At 45.3% G+C, this 17,209-nt stretch carries 19 protein-coding genes and 1 pseudogene; 8 read left to right on the top strand and 12 right to left on the bottom strand.

Features of this window, described 5'->3' with window-relative positions; translation table 11 throughout:
• Nucleotides 1–7 precede the first annotated feature (7 nt).
• The 7 genes from T497_RS0110250 to T497_RS0110220 all read left to right on the top strand — a co-directional run bounded on the left by T497_RS0110250 (nt 8) and on the right by T497_RS0110220 (nt 5,746).
• Nucleotides 8–232, top strand: a complete 225-nt coding sequence (locus T497_RS0110250; protein ID WP_028515537.1) for a hypothetical protein — start codon at nt 8–10, stop codon at nt 230–232.
• A 244-nt stretch (nt 233–476) separates the two neighbouring features.
• The gene (locus T497_RS0110245) at nt 477–1,469 is read left to right on the top strand and encodes an alpha/beta hydrolase (protein ID WP_431602426.1); all 993 of its coding nucleotides are present in this window, start codon (nt 477–479) and stop codon (nt 1,467–1,469) included.
• Nucleotides 1,470–1,480: 11 nt separating this feature from the next.
• Entirely contained in the window at nt 1,481–2,023 is a 543-nt protein-coding gene (locus T497_RS0110240) for a flavodoxin family protein (protein ID WP_028515535.1), read from the top strand.
• A gap of 22 nt (nt 2,024–2,045) precedes the next feature.
• On the top strand, nt 2,046–3,152 hold the full coding sequence (locus T497_RS0110235) for an MBL fold metallo-hydrolase (protein ID WP_028515534.1): 1,107 nt from the start codon (nt 2,046–2,048) through the stop codon (nt 3,150–3,152).
• A complete protein-coding gene (locus tag T497_RS0110230) occupies nt 3,149–3,718 on the top strand; it encodes a sugar O-acetyltransferase (RefSeq protein WP_028515533.1) in 570 nt (189 codons plus the stop codon). Before T497_RS0110235 ends, T497_RS0110230 begins: the two co-directional genes overlap by 4 nt.
• On the top strand, nt 3,708–5,216 hold the full coding sequence (locus tag T497_RS0110225; RefSeq protein WP_196243037.1) for an aldo/keto reductase: 1,509 nt from the start codon (nt 3,708–3,710) through the stop codon (nt 5,214–5,216). Before T497_RS0110230 ends, T497_RS0110225 begins: the two co-directional genes overlap by 11 nt.
• Nucleotides 5,217–5,224: 8 nt before the next feature.
• Nucleotides 5,225–5,746: a flavodoxin family protein gene (locus T497_RS0110220; protein WP_028515531.1), complete on the top strand. Its 522-nt coding sequence runs from the start codon at nt 5,225–5,227 to the stop codon at nt 5,744–5,746.
• A gap of 169 nt (nt 5,747–5,915) precedes the next feature.
• Here T497_RS0110220 and T497_RS0110215 read toward each other — a convergent pair whose 3' ends face one another.
• The 11 genes and pseudogenes from T497_RS0110215 to T497_RS16545 form a co-directional block, all read right to left on the bottom strand.
• Complete coding sequence (locus T497_RS0110215) at nt 5,916–6,764, bottom strand: SIR2 family NAD-dependent protein deacylase (protein WP_028515530.1); 849 nt, start codon at nt 6,762–6,764, stop codon at nt 5,916–5,918.
• Nucleotides 6,730–7,494, bottom strand: a complete 765-nt coding sequence (locus T497_RS0110210) for a protein-ADP-ribose hydrolase (protein WP_028515529.1) — start codon at nt 7,492–7,494, stop codon at nt 6,730–6,732. Before T497_RS0110210 ends, T497_RS0110215 begins: the two co-directional genes overlap by 35 nt.
• Nucleotides 7,495–7,498: 4 nt before the next feature.
• The gene (locus T497_RS0110205; RefSeq protein WP_028515528.1) at nt 7,499–8,116 is read right to left on the bottom strand and encodes a 4Fe-4S binding protein; all 618 of its coding nucleotides are present in this window, start codon (nt 8,114–8,116) and stop codon (nt 7,499–7,501) included.
• Entirely contained in the window at nt 8,113–8,454 is a 342-nt protein-coding gene (locus tag T497_RS0110200) for a hypothetical protein (protein ID WP_028515527.1), read from the bottom strand. Before T497_RS0110200 ends, T497_RS0110205 begins: the two co-directional genes overlap by 4 nt.
• Nucleotides 8,455–8,507: 53 nt before the next feature.
• A complete protein-coding gene (locus tag T497_RS0110195; RefSeq protein ID WP_028515526.1) occupies nt 8,508–8,945 on the bottom strand; it encodes an Rrf2 family transcriptional regulator in 438 nt (145 codons plus the stop codon).
• Nucleotides 8,946–8,962: 17 nt separating this feature from the next.
• On the bottom strand, nt 8,963–9,592 hold the full coding sequence (locus T497_RS0110190; RefSeq protein ID WP_028515525.1) for an NAD(P)-dependent oxidoreductase: 630 nt from the start codon (nt 9,590–9,592) through the stop codon (nt 8,963–8,965).
• 510 nt (nt 9,593–10,102) lie between these two features.
• Nucleotides 10,103–10,981, bottom strand: a complete 879-nt coding sequence (locus tag T497_RS18845) for a dockerin type I domain-containing protein (protein WP_242840006.1) — start codon at nt 10,979–10,981, stop codon at nt 10,103–10,105.
• A gap of 597 nt (nt 10,982–11,578) precedes the next feature.
• Nucleotides 11,579–12,247: pseudogene (locus T497_RS18840) on the bottom strand (glycoside hydrolase family 11 protein); the annotation flags it as partial.
• A 705-nt stretch (nt 12,248–12,952) separates the two neighbouring features.
• Complete coding sequence (locus T497_RS0110175) at nt 12,953–14,704, bottom strand: 1-deoxy-D-xylulose-5-phosphate synthase (RefSeq protein ID WP_028515522.1); 1,752 nt, start codon at nt 14,702–14,704, stop codon at nt 12,953–12,955.
• Between the two features lie 13 nt (nt 14,705–14,717).
• Entirely contained in the window at nt 14,718–15,578 is an 861-nt protein-coding gene (locus T497_RS0110170; protein ID WP_028515521.1) for an aldo/keto reductase, read from the bottom strand.
• A gap of 18 nt (nt 15,579–15,596) precedes the next feature.
• Complete coding sequence (locus T497_RS16545; protein WP_051530621.1) at nt 15,597–16,052, bottom strand: flavodoxin; 456 nt, start codon at nt 16,050–16,052, stop codon at nt 15,597–15,599.
• 154 nt (nt 16,053–16,206) lie between these two features.
• Here T497_RS16545 and T497_RS16540 point away from each other — a divergent pair, with 154 nt between their 5' ends.
• Entirely contained in the window at nt 16,207–16,863 is a 657-nt protein-coding gene (locus tag T497_RS16540; protein WP_242840003.1) for a LysR family transcriptional regulator, read from the top strand.
• 11 nt (nt 16,864–16,874) lie between these two features.
• Here the strand turns inward: T497_RS16540 and T497_RS16535 are convergent.
• A partial coding sequence (locus tag T497_RS16535; RefSeq protein ID WP_037324667.1) for an IS3 family transposase occupies nt 16,875–17,209 on the bottom strand: 335 nt, incomplete at its 5' end.

The raw sequence follows: 17,209 nt of genomic DNA, 5'->3' as shown, positions 1-17,209 counted from the left end.
GAACATCATGGCAGACAAAATGGACCTGTTCAGAATAAGGCGCAACCTGACCGACGCGGGTATGTCAGAAGCCGAGATATCTGAGTGTATAAAGCTGATCGAACAGAAACAGTACACAGCACTTGATAAGCTGATTACAAAGCACAGACTTTCACTGCTCGATAGAGTCCATAAGTATAATTATTGTATAGACTGCCTTGACTACTTCACTCACACGATGAAACGATCATGATCATATCAGTAAAGCTTTACGTATCGCATCACTTAAAAGGAGTATTATTATGAAACAAAAAAAGATCAGATTAGCGACTATAATGATCTGCCTATGTACTGCATTACTTACTGGATGCGGCAATTCTCAGAACAATTCTACACAGAATAACGTTGATACGCCTAAAAGCTCGCAGACAGAAGCTGATCCAACCGAACAGCTCATTACTGATTTGACAGAAAAAGGAGGAAATGCAATGAATTACATGGAAAATCTTACACTTACAAAGGAATGGGACAAAACTTTCCCGAAGTCTGACAAGGTTGAACATCAGAAGGTTACTTTCCACAATAGATATGGAATTACACTTGCGGCTGATATGTATACTCCGAAGAACTCCGACGGGAAATTAGCTGCTATCGCAGTATGCGGACCTTTTGGCGCAGTCAAGGAACAATGCAGCGGTCTTTATGCACAGACACTTGCGGAGCGTGGTTTCCTGACTATCGCTTTTGATCCTTCCTTTACGGGAGAAAGCGGAGGTCAGCCAAGATACATGGCTTCTCCTGATATAAATACAGAGGACTTCCAGGCAGCAGTTGATTTCCTTTCAGTACAGGATAATGTTGATCCTGATAAGATAGGAATCTGCGGAATCTGTGGCTGGGGCGGCATGGCGATAAATACTGCAGCGCTTGACTCACGTATCAAGGCAACTGTTACAGCTACAATGTATGATATGTCCAGAGTTAATGCAAATGGTTATTTTGATGAAGGCGATAATGAAGAATCACGTTTTGCGACGAAAGAAGCTCTCAACGCACAGCGTACAAAAGACTACGCTTCAGGAGAATATGTACGCGGTGGCGGTTGTCTGCCTCTTCCGGTGCCTGAGGATGTTCCGTTTTATGTAAAGGACTACAGCGAGTATTACAAGGACAGAGCATACCACAGTCGTTCACTTAATTCAAACGATGGCTGGAATTCAATAGGCTGTATGTCATTCATCAATCAGCCTATCAATACCTACAGCAACGAAATTAGAAGCGCTGTTCTCCTTATCCACGGTGAAAAAGCTCATTCATGCTATTTCAGCAGAGACGCTTATGAAGCTATGACTAAGGACAGCAAATATGCTGACAATAAGGAACTCATGATCATTCCTGATGCGGTTCACACAGACCTCTATGACGGCGGTGGAAAAGACGCAATCCCGTTTGATAAGATTGAAGAGTTCTACCGTGAATATCTTAAATAAAGGAGAAAAACATGTCTAAAAAGGTACTTGTCATATCATCGAGCCTGCGTAACAAAAGCAATTCCGAAATACTTGCCCGACAGGCGGCAAAGGGCGCAGAGGACGCAGGTCACGATGTAGAATTCATCACGCTGAAAGACAAAACACTGAATTTCTGCAAGGGCTGTCTTGCCTGTCAGAAAACAATGCGGTGTGTTATCAGGGACGATGCCTCGGAAATATGCGAGAAAGTCGGCAATGCCGAGGTGCTTATCTTTGCAAATCCGATCTACTACTATGAGCTTTGCGGTCAGCTCAAGACCTTGCTTGACCGCTGTAATCCGCTTTATCCGTCCGACTACAAGTTCAGAGATGTGTATCTTATCACTGCCTCTGCTGAGGACGGCGATGAGGTCTGTCAGACAGCTAAGGGCGGCTTGCAGGGCTGGGTGGACTGCTTTGAGAAAGCAAGACTTGTAAAAGTGCTTTCGGGCGGCGGTCTCAACGTCCCTGCCGAAGCGGAGCAGAGTGAAGAATACTTAAAGGCAGCCTATGAGTTAGGCAGAAACGTATAAATTCCATGAAGGGTGTGATCTTATGAAGATACTGAAAATTTGCGGAAAGGTACTCCTGATAATCGTCATCATCATTGCTGTGATACTTGTTATCGGTCTGCTGTTCCTTGAATTTTATCCTTCCGTAGGAGATACACCCGATAAGGAAAAGCAAAAAGAATATGGAGCAAAAACCGACCTGTACTATGAAAAGCAGTTCCATAACGAACTTGACTTTGAAGTCATGACAGGTGAAGCCTCGCCAAAGAGTGATAGGAACGTTCCAGAAAATAAGCTGCCTGCCGAAATGCCCGAAAGCATTGAACGTGCAAAGTCGGGAGAAATGAAGATCACATGGCTCGGACATTCTTCTTCTCTGCTGCAAATGAACGATAAGAACATTCTCATTGATCCCATAATGAGTGACAGGGCTTCTCCTGTTGGTTTCGCTGGTCCAGCACGGTTTGCGGAATACGCCTTTGATACAAACACCGTTCCAGAAATAGATGTGTTGTTTATTTCACACGACCATTACGATCACCTTGATTATGATACGATCAAGGCAATAGACAGTAAGGTAAGCAATTATATCGTTCCACTCGGCATCGATGTTATCTTAAAGGGCTGGGGCATTGACGAAAACAAGCTGCACCCTCTGTACTGGTGGGAGAGTATCGAGCTTGAAGGCATTTCATACACTGTAACCCCTGCGGAACACTATACCGGAAGAAATCCGCTGAAAAACAATGCCACGTTATGGGGCGGACTTTATATCAAGGCCAGCTCTCACAATTTCTATTACACGGGCGATACGGGCTATTACGATCTGTTTGAACAGGTATATGACAAATTGGGAGCGCCCGATCTTATGCTTGCCGATTCAGGACAATATGACAAAGGTTGGGCAACTACCCATATGTTCCCCGAAGAAACAGTGCAGGCTGCAAAGGACGTTCACGCAAATTGGCTGATACCCGTTCACTGGGGAGCGTATTCGCTCTCAAATCACGCCTGGGACGAACCGCCGCAGAGAGCTGTAAAGGCGGCAGACGAGCAGGGCGTGAGCCTTGCAACGCCGAGGATAGGTCAGACCGTGAACTATGATGATATAGCTTCATTTACCGAGCATTGGTGGGAGGAATATAAATGACAACATCTGAATTTCTCGAATACATAAACAGTGGCAGACAGGTCACGTCAGAGTGCGGTGTTCATCAGACTATGCACAGGCTGAGTCAAGAGGCTATCCGCATCACAATGGAGATCAACAGCCGTTATCATACGCCCGATGAGATAAACGAGCTTATGTCGGAACTTATCGGCGAGCCCGTCGAGGTCGGACTTTTCCCGCCGTTCTTCACCGATTGCGGAAAGAATATTCATCTTGGCAAGGGCGTGTTCATCAATTCGGGTTGTAAGTTTCAGGATCAAGGCGGCATTTACATCGGTGACGGTGCACTGGTTGGTCATAATACGGTGCTTGCAACGCTTAATCACGGACTGCTTCCCGAAGAACGCCACGATCTGATACCAAAGCCTATACATATCGGCAAAAATGTCTGGATAGGATCTAACTCAACAGTTCTTCCGGGAGTTACTATCGGAGATAATGCTGTCATCGGTGCAGGTTCGGTGGTGACAAAAGATATTCCCGAAAATATGATAGCAGTCGGAAGTCCAGCGAAAGTGATAAGGAGTATATATGATGAAAAATAGATTGTTTACATCATTTCTTTTTTCTGTTGTCATGCTTATGTTCAGCGGCTGCGGAGCATATGAAGACGCCTTACCAACAAACAAAGGAAGTTCCATAACAGCCACTGCTACGGAATTTAAAGAACAGACAGCGAAAGAATCCGAGCCTATCATGAACATTTCTGTCGGAGATAAAGAGTTTCAGATCACGCTTGAAAATAATGATACCGTTACAGCATTGAAGGAGTTTCTGCCCATGACACTTGATATGTCAGAACTTAACAGCAATGAGAAGTATTATTATCTTGATTCGAAATTACCGTCAGCTCCAGAAAAAGTCGGTAGGATAACTGCAGGTGATATTATGCTGTATGGTGATAACTGCCTTGTTGTTTTCTACAAGAGCTTTGACACATCATACACCTACACTAAGATTGGTCATATCAAGGATACAACCGGATTGACAGATGCACTTGGAAGCGGCGGAGTAACTGTTTCTTTTCAGCTCGCCCCCACAAAGGTCATATATACAGTGCATGATATACGCAATCTCAGCGATTTTATCCTTGGGAAACCAATAGAAAATGACCTGACAGATAAACATTATGATCTTGATAATGATGGTATATGGAGTACCTTTGATATAGTTCTGATGAGAAAAAAGATACTTGAACAGAAAAATATGAAAACAGAATTTGATTTTGACAGCAAGACCGTATTGCTGAACAGCGGCTATGAAATGCCAATACTCGGGCTCGGTACCTGGACGCAGGACGATGAAGCAGTTGAAGAATCAGTCTATACAGCATTGAAAGCCGGTTATCGTCTTATCGACACGGCTCAGTATTACGGCAACGAAACAGGCGTAGGCAACGGCCTGAAAAGAGCTGTATCCGAAGGTATAGTCAAACGTGAAGAGGTTTTCATCACAACAAAAGTAATGCCCTCCAATTATGAGAGGGCATATCAGTCTATAGACGATTCGCTTAAAAGACTAAACGTTGATTACATTGATCTTATGCTGATACATCAGTCCGGCAGCAATGATACGGAGGTCTATAAGGCCCTGTGTCAAGGCGTAAGAGACGGAAAGCTCCGCAGTATCGGTATTTCCAATTATTATACTCCGGAAGAATACGAGCGTGTTACTGCAGGTGAGAATATCAAACCTGCGGTGGTACAGAATGAGAACCACCCTTTCTATCAGAATACGGAATTCAAAGAATATGTATCAAAGTATGGGACAGTAGTCGAATCATGGTATCCATTCGGCGGAAGAGGTCATACGCAGGATTTGTTTGAAAATGAAACAATCATGGAGATCGCCGAAGCTCACGGAAAGATTTCAGCTCAGATAATCCTTCGCTGGCATTTGCAGGCAGGATATATTACGATACCCGGTTCACAGAATCCTGACCATATCCTTGAGAATTACAGCATCTTTGATTTTGAGCTGACCGATGCAGAAATGCAGAGAATGGCAGAACTGCATACAGGACAGCGGTATGAAAATTGGTGAGGTGCGCTATGAATATACTTGTATTAAATGGAAGCCCCCGTCAAAATGGGAATACTGCAAAAATGGTCACAGCATTTTGTGAAGGGGCTGAATCATCAAATCATACCGTGAAAACAGTAAATGTCTGTAAGCTGAATGTAAAAGGCTGTCTTGCCTGTGAATACTGCCACAGCAAAGGGAACGGCAAGTGTATACAGAAAGACGATATGCAGGATATATATTTGCTGCTGAATGACACTAATATGCTTATTCTTGCTTCCCCGATCTACTATCACGGTATTAGCGGTCAACTCAAATGCGTGATCGACAGGTTTTATTCTGCACTTTATCCTGCTGCGCCGAAAAGCTTGACTCAAATTGCAATGTTTTTATCCTCCGGTGACAGAAACCAGTATGACGGAGCAATGTTTTCATACAAGGGGGATTTCCTCGGTTATCTGGGATTAAGGGATATGGGAGTGTTTACATCAGCAGGCGATGTTTCTGATGAGCTGCTTGCAAAGATTAGAAAATTTGGGGAATCGTTATGAGAAGCCGTGCGAGCACCACTATTTCATTAGCCCGTAGTCTATTGGCGCACCTGTAATCCGTTCCGCACAAGTCCAATATATTATTTTGGCGCACACCACAATTAAAGCAAACCCTATTGGCGTAAAATGAGCCTTGCACTCTGTTTTGGAGTGCAAGGCTTGAATTGATTTAAGCTAAAACATTCAGCACCTCATGAATATCCCCATTGATGCAAATGCTCTGCCCGGCTATCTCATCGGGCGCATACGCTTCGCCGTAATTCACGCAGACATAGACCGCCTTCGGGTTTGCATAGGTCATCTTCCAAAACGGATACTTGATGATGACAGGCGTATTCATGCCTACGCCAAGCTCTAAGAACAGGATATGCAGTCCATCATGGCGGCGCAGGAATTCATCATAACGCTCTGCCGCATTATGCCAGCCATCGTCCTCAACAAAGGTATCATCGGCACGAAGGTTCATGCGCATGGGCTTTCCACAGACTGGACACTTCGGTACAAGTTCGGAGGGTACACGCATATTTTTTTGCTGCTCAAACATCTTCCTGACAGTTTCTTCGTTGTCATAGGTCTTTTGGTGGCAAGGCTCACTGCATTGCCAAAGCCCGTAGTCTCCCTGAGTGTAGAAAAGGCGGTGCTTGTCAAAGCCTGCCTTCTGGAACTGATGATCGACATTTGTGGTCAGCACAAAATATTCCTTGCCCTTCACCAACTCAAACAAGCGCTTGTATGTGCCGTTGTCCACGTCCATATAGCGGTTGATGTAGATGTAGCGTGACCAGTACGCCCACTGTTCTTCCGGTGTCGGGAACGGATAAAAACCGCCCGAATACATATCCCGAAAGCCGTATTTCTCCACGAAATCCCCGAAGTATTTCTGCAAACGCTCTCCCGAATAGGTAAAGCCTGCGGCGGTGGAAAGTCCTGCACCGGCACCGATGACAATTGCATCTGCCGTTTCGATCTCATTTTTCAGACGGTCAATTTCTGCCGAGTAATCTCTTGTAAATCTCATGATCGTCCTCCTTGAAAACGTTGAATATAACCTGTATATCGTGTGTGTTGCGGAACTCCCTGACAGTACGGACAGCAATTTCTGCCGCCTTTTCCTGCGGAAAGCCGAACACACCCGTTGAGATACAGCAGAAAGCGATACTGCTGATGCCGTTTTGCACGGCAAGGTCAAGGCAGCTTTTGTAGGAACTTTCCAGCAGACGGCAATGCTCGTCCGTGAGCTGCCCTTGAACGATCGGTCCGACCGTATGTATCACATAGTTGCATGGCAGGTTGTAGGCAGGCGTTATTTTTGCCTTACCCGTGGGTTCTTCATGCCCTTGTGTCTGCATGATCTGACCGCACTTGTAACGAAGCCGTACCCCTGCAAAGGTGTGGATACAGTTGTCGATACAAGAGTGACACGGCTGCCAGCACCCCGTCATTCCCGAATTGGCGGCGTTGACTATCGCACCGCATCGGAGAGTGGTAATATCACCTTTCCAGAGATAAATGCCGTCCTCTATTGGCGACAGATCAGCAATATCCGTGATGCCCTTGCCATTAGTCAGAGCCGTGAGGTATTCGTCCTCGGCTTGCAGATAATCCTCGTCTGCCTTGACAGCAGGGCGGATATTCACAAGGCTTCTGTAAAGGCGGAATTTATCTGTATCATTGTTTGGTATCTCAATTCCGTCAACATCGTTTCTTTCGTTAAGCAGATAGTTTATCAGAAGATCAAGTTTCTCCATACGATCATCTCCTTATGACTGCCCCCACAGGGCAGACCTCCGCACAATTCCCACAATGCAGACAGTTTTCCTGACGGATCACAGCCTTGCCGTTCAGTTCGATACAACTCTGCGGACAGTCGCTCAGACATGAACCGCACCTGATGCAATCATCGGTCACGAAATATCCGCTTGACCTGATCTCTGCACCGCCGAATGTGAAGCTGTCACGCTCGATAGGCTTCTTCGACAGGTCGAACCACTCTCCGCTGCCCTCATAGATCTGGAACACTGTGAGTGCCTTGCGGCTTTCCTCGGTGGGATAGATCTCAAACATATAGGGATTCTTCTCAAACAGCAGTGGGAGCATATCAGAACCCAGCTCTCTGACCTTGCCACGGACAGAGATCGCCGTACAGCTCATGGTATCCTCTCCTTTTTTTCCCGAAAGAGCAAGATATTCCTTATCCTTTAATCGCTGATAAAAGTTCTTTCCCTTTGCGGTGAGAAAGTACAGTCCGTTCTCATCTGCATACATCATGTCGATCACACAGGTCACAGGCAGACCATCGCTGTCCACTGTTGCAACAACAGTGGAGTGTATCTCGTCCACGATAAAATTCAGATAATCATGTGCTGTCATAGATATCCCTCCGACATAACTGTTAGTCTTCCTGCTTCCTCAAATACGTCGCAGATCTCCATTTTCAGTCTGGTGTTCACAGGAGTTTTTCCTTTTTTGTGAGCGAAAACCACAACAACATCAGAAGCCTCCTGACTGCACTGCACGTATTTTTCAAGCTGTATCATAAAAACAGGTGCGTTGAAATAGGCAATGCGGTCTATTATCATTTCTGATTCAATGGCAGAGGAAACATCTCGCATCACTACTGCGTCAGTTGACCAGTTTTTAGCAGAGTCGATGACTGCAATAAATCCTGTCTTTTTATCATAAACTTTTGCAAATTCTCCCACTGTCATTTCTTTCACTCCCTATGGAAAGAGTGTGCCGATCATTTCAGCACACTCTTTTTTTATTCTCCGTCTATTATCTTGCGTGTATCAGCAACAACTTGCGCAAGTGTAGTGCTTTTCAGCTCATTTTCCAAAGCCGCCTGAGCTGTTTGCAGTCTGTCGTCCATAGCCTTATGGATATTGCGACCCACGGGACATTCCGCATTTGGATTTTCATGGAAGTGGAACAGTCCCTCGTCATCTACGCAGTCAACCGCCTTGTAAATATCGTACAGCGTTATTTCATCGAGAGCCTTAGCAAGGTGTGCGCCGCCGCTGCCCTGACGAGTTTCAACTATCCCTGCCGTGCGAAGCTGTCCGAGGACGCCCCGGACTATGACTGCATTTACACCCGTACTGCCCGACAGGAAGTCGCTGGTCACTCTCATCTGACCGCCAAAAATGTCGATGCAGGTGAGGATATGCACTGCCACTGTGAATTTACTTGTTATCTGCATAGATGCTCATCTCTTTCTTACTCTCTTACCACGCTGATACGCTGACCGATGTGATCGCCTTTTTCGATCTCGTCAACCATAGCAATAGCATAATCTGCATAGCTAATAATACTCTCGCCCTTAGCGTTGAGGGTCAGCTCCTCTCCTGCGAGAATGTACTTGCCGCTGCGCTCACCGTCAGCCTGAAAATCTCCGGCAGGGCTGATGTATGTCCATTTTACGTCATTTCTCTGACGTAGTTCTCCCAGAGCCTTTGCCATAGCAGAAGCGAGCGGCTTGAAAACTTCGGGAAAATCAGCACCGTCAGAAACACAAACGGTATGCTCTGCGTTCACATACAGACTGCCTGCACCGCCGACAACGAGAAGTCTTGTGTCAGTTCCTGAAAGAACATCGCACAGGTGAGCAAGTGAAGTGGAGTGCTGAGGAAGTGTGTCGGGGGTCCATGCGCCGAAAGCGTCTACGACAGCGTCGAAACCCGTGAGGTCTGCTTCGGTCAGATCGAACAGGTCTTTCACGATCACGTTCTGAGCAGCGGACTTGTTCTCTCCCTTGACAACTGCTGTAACGTCAAATCCTCTGTTTACTGCCTCTTTCACGATAAGCTGACCTGCCTTGCCGTTTGCACAAACTACTGCGATTTTCATAATAAATACCTCCTGATTATAACATGATTTTGGTGATTTGTAAAGTTGTAACATATTTAGTTTCAACTTTCTGATATCAGTATATCATTCCTATACTAAGTTGTCAATATTTATATTACAACTTTGGAAAATTGCATAAAAATCAAAGGTTGTTATGCGCTTAATATACAAAACTCTTTGCATTGTTTCAAGCAGAAGTCATCTGTTCACTTTTCAATGCTGATCTTCACACCTGATTTGAACCGGAACTCCATATAGTCGGAGTGGAAGCAATAAATTTATTACTTACAAAAACAACTGCTCCCTCACGGGAGCTAGCTTCTTTTATTATCGTTATACTGCCTTTCTGTCGTGTACATTTCGTGTGCATTACACCTTTTTTTGTGCACACGGGACTGAAAATTTTCATTTAAAACTGTTTTTTGTAGGTAACAGAAAAGCCTGTATTTCGGTGTTTTCCTCGAAATACAGGCTTTTTAATTCTGGGGGCAATTCCATTTTTGTACGATATTACGTGAAGCTCAGCTCCTTGAAATCAGCATAGCCGTTTGAATCATATGACTCAACATACATTCCTATTTTCGTTACACAGGCGATTTCTTCGTTGTATATGGAACATTCCTCAAGGAAATCGCTTAGATTGTATTTGTTTTCAATAAAGCATGAATCGCTGTGTTTCATAGTATCGTCCTTGCGATAGAAGTATAAGTTGCTTATCTTTCCTGCTCTATACTCCTTGTTCATATAATACTCAACGCCGTTTACAGTGACTGTTTCGTACTTTCCGCTGTCTATTGCTTTGCTGATGTCACTCTTAGTATAGCTGTTCCACTTAAAGCATTCGTGTATCTCAAAGCCTATCCATTGGTTATCTTCCTGGACAGATCCGCGGAGAAAAACATCTATATCATTTGTTGAACTTATATCAGCACAATAGTTAATATCGAAGTCCTTGCAGTAATTGGAAGCGTATTCGTCGTATTCAGTGAAACTTCCGCAGGTATAATCGGCTATTCTGTTCCATTCAGCAGTAAATGTGCCATCCCTGCGGACTATGGTGCTGACAGTATCATCGTTTTGTCTGAAGGCTGAAACCTCAAACGCATTATTGTTGTCCGTGTTGCGGAAAACATTATCGCCTGTAAGTAAAAAAGCTTCATTCTCCGTAAGAGGGATCTCTTCCGAGACTCCAAGAACATACTTTGTCAGAAGCACAAGGTCACTTACATTTGTCTTGAAATCGCCGTTTACATCGCCGCCATCATCTATGAGGTAATTACCTGTAGATGTCAGTAAGGCTTTTCGGCATCCCACGAGATCGAAGCTGTTTATAGTACCGTCGCCGTTGAGGTCACCTCGTTTCTCAGCATCAAATGTCTGTATTGCCATATCGTCTGCGGAACCGGCAGAGCTTATGAAGAAATCATCGATATAGAAATCAACGTTTGAATCAGCTTCGAATACAATACTGTATTTTCGGAAATTATCATGCTGGAAATCGAAGAACAGACCGCGTATGTTTATCCATTGTCCGGCTTTACATATCCTTTTTCCAATATGATACGTTTTGTTCTGCGGTAATATCTCTTCATCATTGTATTCGTACAAATACACTTCAAAAGAAGTATCCTTATCTGCGTATATCCTTGCTCCTGTCTGGAAGCGAGCAACAGTACCGTCTGTGGAAGTTGGAAGGTCATAAGGATCCAGTTCATAATAGAAAGCTGATGATCCTTTTTTGCCACAGCATATGTTTAATGACTGCTCACCGCTGAAGAAGGCATCTTTGGTGAGTTTTGCTGTACTTTCACTGTTGCAGCCAACTTTATCATTTTCAGTCTCAAAATCCACCTTTATTATCCGTCCGTCCTTGCCTGCAGGAAGAGGATCATGCCATTCATAGGGTTCATGGACCTTGTATTTATCAAATAACTCCTCTGTAGCCATGTCCATATGTGTGTCCATTGAAATAAGCTTAGCGGAGCCGTTGGAATTATACGCCTCAATTCCGAATTTTACATCATAAAGATATCCCAGATCAAGTCCTGCTGAAGCCCATGCTCTTAAGTGCTCGCCCACATCTATAGTTCCCTCAAGATGATTGTTAGTATTGAGCTCAAGTTGGTCTCTTCGTGCAACGCTCCAATACATGGGATAATTGTAGCCACTACCGTCAAAAGTCTGTCCAACGTGGAAACTCCAGAAAAGATCGTAAGTAGTGACGCCGATGATCACGCTGCCAAGTTTTTTGACTTCTTCTCCAGGCGGCTGCCATAATGCCTAGGCTTCAACAATATAAAAATTAGCCGTTGCATTTTGCATCCAGCCCTGAACGCCGACATATGCGATTCCGTCGGTGTTGATATCAAGAGAGTAATCGATAGAGTAATCCTCCACCTGATAAGCCTTTACAGAGTTTTTTTCAAAGCCTTTTCCCTTCAGTGCCGTTGAATTGTGTATGTCGTTCCAGTTGACAGAAAAACCGTTGTTTTCCGTGTTTTCATATTCAACATCGCCTTTATAAAAAGCATTCCAAATCTCGTAAACGTAGTCATCTATTATTCCCTTTATCAGCTGATCAGCGGCATTTACAGTGAACGAGTTAAAGGCTGACACAACCAAAAAACATACGACAGCTGTGAGTACAGATAACATTTTAGTCAGTGTTTTTTTCATATGTTCCCCCCTGAGATGTTATTTTATGCCATTATTATACAAAGTCGAGAGGCAGAAATCAAGTCGTTTATTGCCAAATATACCGATGTTTTGAAATTGTTCTTGTTATAGCTATAAAGAAATCCGCCCGTTATTGGCGGATTTCCGTTTTTCTGTTTTTAATTATCGTTATACTGCCTTTCATCAGGTGCATTCCGTGTGCATTTCGTGTGCATTACACCTGTTTTTTTGTGCACACGGGACTGCAAATTTTCATTTAAAACTGTTTTTTGTAGGTAACAGAAAAGCCTGTATTTCGGTGTTTTCCTCGAAATACAGGCTTTTTAATTCTGGCGGACAGAGAGGGATTTGAATATTTTTAGCGACGTGTTTTCGCCTATTTATAGACTTTTATATTTTCCGCGTGGAATAGAATTATTCAGATTGAAAGCCATTTCTTCTTTAGCTGTTTTCTTCCTCTATTATACTGCATACTCTGTCAGATTGCAAGAACGATTAATAAAAAAACCCCCTCACCAATCAGGAGCATCTCAGTTTCCTACCTGATGAGGGGGAGCGTATCATTATATTCACTTTTCCATGCTGACCGTCACACATGTCTTGAAACAAACTTTCAGAAAAGTCGCAGACCTTCATATTGGTAGTCCTTTAATAAGCGAACTTCTTTTCATGTGAAATAGATTATTATTTCAACGCACAGATTATCTCAGCGGTCAGCTTATCCACGGAAATACCATGAGCATCAAGCAGTTCCTCAGCCTTGAATTCCGTGTGGAACGCCTTGGAAATGCCACGGCAGCGTACCCGCATATCAGAATCGCCGTAGAATGCTGCAATATTCTGTCCGTAGCCGCCCATAACTTCACCGTCCTCAATGGTGATGACAAGGCTGTGGTCTTTTTTCAGTGAATCAAGAAGATCCTCGTCTACACCGCTGACAAATCTCGGATTGATGACCGTGATCTCTGTACCGGTCTGAGCCTTGACCTTGTCAGCCGCTTCCAGTGCCATGGGAACAAGTCCGCCCACTGCAAAGAGTGCGACCTTGCTGCCCTTGCGTTCGATCTTGTTTTTCAGAACTGAGTAATCAGTATCGTCAGCGACACCTGTCGATTTCAGATTGTCCACAACTCTGATCGCAACAGGGTGCTGCTTCTGCGTGGTTGCATAGCGGAACATCTGCACGAATTCCTCATTGCTTGCAGGTGCAAGATAAATGAGATTCGGGATATGAGCAAACATCTGAATATCGCAGAGCGCAATATGCGTATTGGAGTTCATACCGTAGGCCCCGGGGCTAAGTATCAGGAAAGTTGCAGGACTGTCATTCAGGCACACATCATGTGACATCTGGTCGTATGTACGCTGATAGAAAGGAGCGAATGTGCCGAATACCGCCGTGCCGCCGTTTCTTGCTATTCCGCCTGCCATAGCGACTGCGTTTTCCTCTGCGATGCCGACGTCAATGAACTGTCCACGGTCAACATATTCCTCACGGACACCCTGAACAAAGCCCAGTCCCATAGGAGTTGCGGCGTTCAGAACAATGGCATTCCCGTTCGTGTCCAGCATTTCTTTCAGGCAGTTGAACATGACACTTTCGCCGCCCTCATAAGGATACAGCGGAGAGCCGTCCTCAACATGGAAGGGACCGCCTGCGTGCCAACTTTCACGGTCTTTTTCTGCATAGGGCAGACCTTTTCCCTTGATCGTGTGGATATGCAGCACAACAGGGTGGTCGATGTCCTTCACACTCTCAAACAGTTCAACAAGCTTTGTGGTATCGTGACCGTCATCGAGATAGCGGTAGTCCAGTCCCATTGCACGGAACAGATTGTCCTCGGCAGTGCCGTTTGATTCACGGAGCTTTTTCAGCGTTTTGTAGAGTCCGCCGTGATTTTCAGCGATACTTTGGTCGTTGTCATTCACGATGATAATGAGGTTCCTGTCGTACTCTCCTGCGTAGTCGAGAGCCTCAAGCGCCTCGCCGCCCGAAAGGGAACCGTCGCCGATGAGTGCAATGATATTCTCACTGCGCTGATTCAGGTCGCGTCCCTTTGCAAGTCCGAGCGCCAGAGAAACAGAGGTCGAAGTATGACCGACAATGAACATATCGTGTTCACTTTCATTCGGATTAGTATAGCCTGTCACATCGCCGAAATGCGTCTCATCCAGAAATGCCTCTTTTCTTCCGGTCAGGATCTTGTGCGGATAGCACTGGTGGGATACGTCAAAAACGATCATGTCCTTCGGGGAATCGAATACATAATGAAATGCCACAGTCAGCTCCACCACACCGAGGTTCGGTCCCTGATGTCCGCCGGCTTTGCTGATCTTATTGATGAGTGCGGCTCTTGTCTCATCTGCAAGTACCTGAAGCTGAGAAACCTCCAGCTTTTTGATGTCGGCAGGGCCGTTGATATTTTCTAAGTACATAGTTTTATCCTCCTCAGATCTTGAAACCATTTATCATCTTTACGAATGCAGGATCGCTGTGGTCAACTATCTCGCTGTGCCCAAGATCAAGTGCCGCGATCTTCTGCATATCCTCGTCTGAAAGGGTGAAGTCCCAGATGTCAAAATTCTGCTCCATACGTTCCACATGAACGGATTTTGGCAGGATCGAAACACCTCTCTGAGCATTCCATTTCAGCGCAATTTGTGCAGCGGTCTTACCGTATTTTGCTCCGATCACCGTCAGTACATGGTGGGTGAAGATACCGTGTCTGCCCTCTGCGAGAGGTCCCCATGCCTGTGGTGCGATACCGTATTCCTTCATGAGCGTGATCGCACTGTCCTGCGTAAAGAACGGGTGCAGTTCAACCTGATTGACAGCAGGCATGATTTCTACATTCTCACAGAAATTTGCAAGAATAGCAGGATAGAAATTTGATACGCCGATCGCCTTTACCCAACCCTCTTTGTAAGCTTTTTCAAGCGCACGGTAGCCTGCAAAATAATCGCCCATAGGCTGATGGATCAGGATCAGATCAATATACTCCATATCAAGCTTTGCAAGAGATTCCTTCAGAGAAGCATAGGCGCCGTCTTCTGTTTTCATGTTTGATACCCACAGCTTCGTGGTGATGAATAGTTCCTCACGGCTTACAAGTCCGTCAGCAATCGCACGGTGGACAGCTTTTCCGACAGCCGCTTCATTCATATAGGCTTGTGCAGTGTCGATAAGGCGATATCCTGTCTTGATTGCATCATATACAGCCTGTTCGCAGACAGCCGCATCGGGCACTTGAAATACGCCGAAGCCCTCAATCGGCATTTTTGCTCCTGTGTTCAGTGTTACGAATTCCATAATAAGTTCCTCCTTGTCTTATAGGTTCAGCCATTCTCTGACATCAGCTTCTGTCAGGTGATTTCCGTCAATGCTTTTGTGGACATTTCCCTTGCACAGCTTCTTGATATCGTCCGTGCCGACAGAACCGCTTCCGCCGTGGGTATTGAAAATATACACATTTTTACCGGTCAGGTCGTATTGCTCAAGAAAACTCAGCACGATCATCGGGCAGGTATACCACCATGCCGGATAACCGATCACAATGTCGGTATACTGTGATATATCCGCAATAACTCCTGCATAGGAAGGCCGTGAGTCCTTGTCACGCTCTTTTTTCGCCTGTGTCACACAGATGGGGTATATTTTTGAGTACGCCTTTTCCGGTTTCAGCTCAAACTGATCGCCGCCTGTTGTTTCTGTGATCATTTTGGCAGCCTTTCTTGTGTGTCCGCCCCATGAAAAGAATACAGTCAGAAATTTTCTCTCCGGCATATGATCCCTCTTTTCCGGTATTGATTTTGATACTGGTTTGTGTTATAATCAGAACAGATATCCTGTTACAAGCATATTATAGCATACTATTTTGGATTTGTACAATGCTAATATCGGATACTGCTATAAATCAAAATCATACTGAGGTGATGATATGTTTGAGTTATATCTTCTGCGGCAGCTTGCCGCATTCAAAGAATACGGCACACTTTCCGAAGCTGCCGAACGGCTGTATCTTTCGCAGCCAGCACTGAGTCGGAATATGAGAAAACTGGAGGAAGAGATTGGTGTACCGCTGTTTGTACGCAGCCGCAATAAGCTGGAGCTCAACGAAAACGGCATACTGACCGCTGAGCTTGCCGGGAAAGCCTTGTCAGAGATTGACGGCATTGCAAAGCAGGTACGTGACTTTGACCGCAGCCGCAGGACGATTTCGCTTGGCGTCTGTGCGCCCGCACCCATATGGAAACTGACTCCGCTTCTGTCGCAATTATACCCGACCATGACGATACAAACGGAGATCACGGAAGAAACGGAACTGCTGGAAGGTCTCCACAACGGACAGTATCAGCTGATCGTGCTGCATTTTCATCCCGAGGATAAACACTATATCAGCACTGCCTGTGGAACGGAAAAGCTGTTCTTCTCGCTGCCGCCGACACACAGGCTTGCAAATGAAGCCGCGCTGTCCTTCTCCGACCTTGACGGCGAGAGCTTCCTGCTGATGTCGGAGATCGGATTCTGGCACGATATGGCCGTCAGAAATGGAATTGTCAAGAAATGTGCAGTCAGAGAATACTCAAAATCTTAGATAGGCAGGAGTCAGGCAGCATGATGAGCCGACTTGGTTGAAGTTCTTAATGTCACAGGTGGGAGACCGCCTTCGTTGAAGCTGTTGATCCTTTGTGTGTTGTAATAGCCGAAGATATATCTGAAGATGACAGTTTTGACCTCTTCACGCTTCATTCTGTAGGTCGGTATCTGATACAGCTTTTCTTTTTTCAGTGTGGCAAAGAAGCTCTCCATACGAGCGTTGTCATAGCAATGAGCAGTGCCGCTGAGGCTTTGAATGAGCCCATTTGTTACAAGTTCCCTGCGGAAGGCGTAGCTTGTGTACTGGCAGCCACGGTCACTGTGGAGAACACTTCCTTCCAGTC

It is taken from the genome of Ruminococcus flavefaciens MA2007 (assembly GCF_000621845.1).
In the GTDB taxonomy this organism is placed as follows: domain Bacteria; phylum Bacillota; class Clostridia; order Oscillospirales; family Ruminococcaceae; genus Ruminococcus; species Ruminococcus flavefaciens_E.
This window is presented reverse-complemented; position numbering and strand designations above follow the sequence as displayed.

Coding starts and splice junctions, on each gene's coding strand:
- T497_RS0110250 (WP_028515537.1), top strand. CDS start 8: ATGGCAGACAAAATGGACCTGTTCAGAATAAGGCGCAACCTGACCGAC.
- T497_RS0110245 (WP_431602426.1), top strand. CDS start 477: ATGGAAAATCTTACACTTACAAAGGAATGGGACAAAACTTTCCCGAAG.
- T497_RS0110240 (WP_028515535.1), top strand. CDS start 1,481: ATGTCTAAAAAGGTACTTGTCATATCATCGAGCCTGCGTAACAAAAGC.
- T497_RS0110235 (WP_028515534.1), top strand. CDS start 2,046: ATGAAGATACTGAAAATTTGCGGAAAGGTACTCCTGATAATCGTCATC.
- T497_RS0110230 (WP_028515533.1), top strand. CDS start 3,149: ATGACAACATCTGAATTTCTCGAATACATAAACAGTGGCAGACAGGTC.
- T497_RS0110225 (WP_196243037.1), top strand. CDS start 3,708: ATGAAAAATAGATTGTTTACATCATTTCTTTTTTCTGTTGTCATGCTT.
- T497_RS0110220 (WP_028515531.1), top strand. CDS start 5,225: ATGAATATACTTGTATTAAATGGAAGCCCCCGTCAAAATGGGAATACT.
- T497_RS0110215 (WP_028515530.1), bottom strand. CDS start 6,764: ATGAGATTTACAAGAGATTACTCGGCAGAAATTGACCGTCTGAAAAAT.
- T497_RS0110210 (WP_028515529.1), bottom strand. CDS start 7,494: ATGGAGAAACTTGATCTTCTGATAAACTATCTGCTTAACGAAAGAAAC.
- T497_RS0110205 (WP_028515528.1), bottom strand. CDS start 8,116: ATGACAGCACATGATTATCTGAATTTTATCGTGGACGAGATACACTCC.
- T497_RS0110200 (WP_028515527.1), bottom strand. CDS start 8,454: ATGACAGTGGGAGAATTTGCAAAAGTTTATGATAAAAAGACAGGATTT.
- T497_RS0110195 (WP_028515526.1), bottom strand. CDS start 8,945: ATGCAGATAACAAGTAAATTCACAGTGGCAGTGCATATCCTCACCTGC.
- T497_RS0110190 (WP_028515525.1), bottom strand. CDS start 9,592: ATGAAAATCGCAGTAGTTTGTGCAAACGGCAAGGCAGGTCAGCTTATC.
- T497_RS18845 (WP_242840006.1), bottom strand. CDS start 10,981: ATGGCAATACAGACATTTGATGCTGAGAAACGAGGTGACCTCAACGGC.
- T497_RS0110175 (WP_028515522.1), bottom strand. CDS start 14,704: ATGTACTTAGAAAATATCAACGGCCCTGCCGACATCAAAAAGCTGGAG.
- T497_RS0110170 (WP_028515521.1), bottom strand. CDS start 15,578: ATGGAATTCGTAACACTGAACACAGGAGCAAAAATGCCGATTGAGGGC.
- T497_RS16545 (WP_051530621.1), bottom strand. CDS start 16,052: ATGCCGGAGAGAAAATTTCTGACTGTATTCTTTTCATGGGGCGGACAC.
- T497_RS16540 (WP_242840003.1), top strand. CDS start 16,207: ATGTTTGAGTTATATCTTCTGCGGCAGCTTGCCGCATTCAAAGAATAC.